General features: G+C 49.7%; 1 protein-coding gene. It reads right to left on the bottom strand.

All coding sequences use genetic code 11. The features are described from left to right. Positions 1 to 1,117, bottom strand: a 1,117-nt coding sequence (gene guaB / locus R7E00_RS24700) for an IMP dehydrogenase (protein WP_318124849.1), incomplete at both ends; no start/stop codon positions are given.

The raw sequence follows: 1,117 nt of genomic DNA, 5'->3' as shown, positions 1-1,117 counted from the left end.
GGCCTTTGTATGCGATACGACCTTCAATGCCTTCTGGTACAAGCTTGTCTGCTGCGTTATCAGACTGGAAGTAACGGTCAGAAGAACCTTGAGACATCGCGCCAAGAGAACCCATACCACGGTAAGCTTTGTAAGAACGGCCGTTGTAAAGAATCACTTCGCCCGGCGCTTCTTCTGTACCTGCGAACATAGAACCAACCATCACACATGATGCGCCTGCTACGATTGCTTTACAGATATCACCAGAGAAACGGATACCGCCGTCAGCAATTACTGGGATGCCGTATTCGTTAGCCACTTCAGCCGCGTCAGCGATTGCTGTGATTTGAGGAACACCAACACCCGTTACGATGCGAGTCGTACAGATAGAACCAGGGCCAATACCGACTTTCACTGCGCTCACGCCAGCTTCGATCAGTGCTTTCGCGCCAGCACCTGTTGCGACGTTACCGCCGATAATGTCTAGATCTGGGTACGCAGCACGAGTGTCACGAATACGTTGTAGAACGCCTTCTGAATGACCGTGAGAAGAGTCGATAAGTAGTACGTCAACGCCTGCTTCTACAAGTGCAGCAACACGTTCTTCGTTACCCGCACCAGCACCAACAGCTGCGCCAACACGTAGACGACCGCGCTCATCTTTACATGCGTTTGGTTTACGTTCTGCTTTATGGAAGTCTTTAGCAGTGATCATACCGGTTAGTTTGAACTCATCGTTCACTACCAGTACTTTTTCAACGCGTGCTTCGTGCATTTTCTCTTGAACTTCTTCACGAGTTGCACCTTCTTTTACAGAAGCTAGACGCTCTTTAGGCGTCATTACCGCAGACACTTTCTTAGATAGGTCAGTCACAAAGCGTACGTCACGACCAGTGATGATACCCACTAGCTCGTTGTGCTCTGTTACTACAGGGAAACCTGCAAAACCGTGCTTTTCAGTCAGAGCGACTACATCGGCGATGGTTGCATCAGGATTCACAGTCACAGGGTCTGTTACCACACCAGCTTCGAACTTCTTAACTTTACGAACTTCTGCCGCCTGCTGCTCAATAGACATGTTCTTGTGGATAAAGCCAATGCCACCTTCCTGCGCAAGAGCGATAGCTAGACGGGCTTC

Origin of the sequence: Vibrio sp. Vb1755, from assembly GCF_033338635.1 — a bacterium.
GTDB lineage: Bacteria > Pseudomonadota > Gammaproteobacteria > Enterobacterales > Vibrionaceae > Vibrio > Vibrio alginolyticus.
Note: the sequence above shows the minus strand (reverse complement) of the source record. Positions and strands in the feature narration are given on the sequence as shown.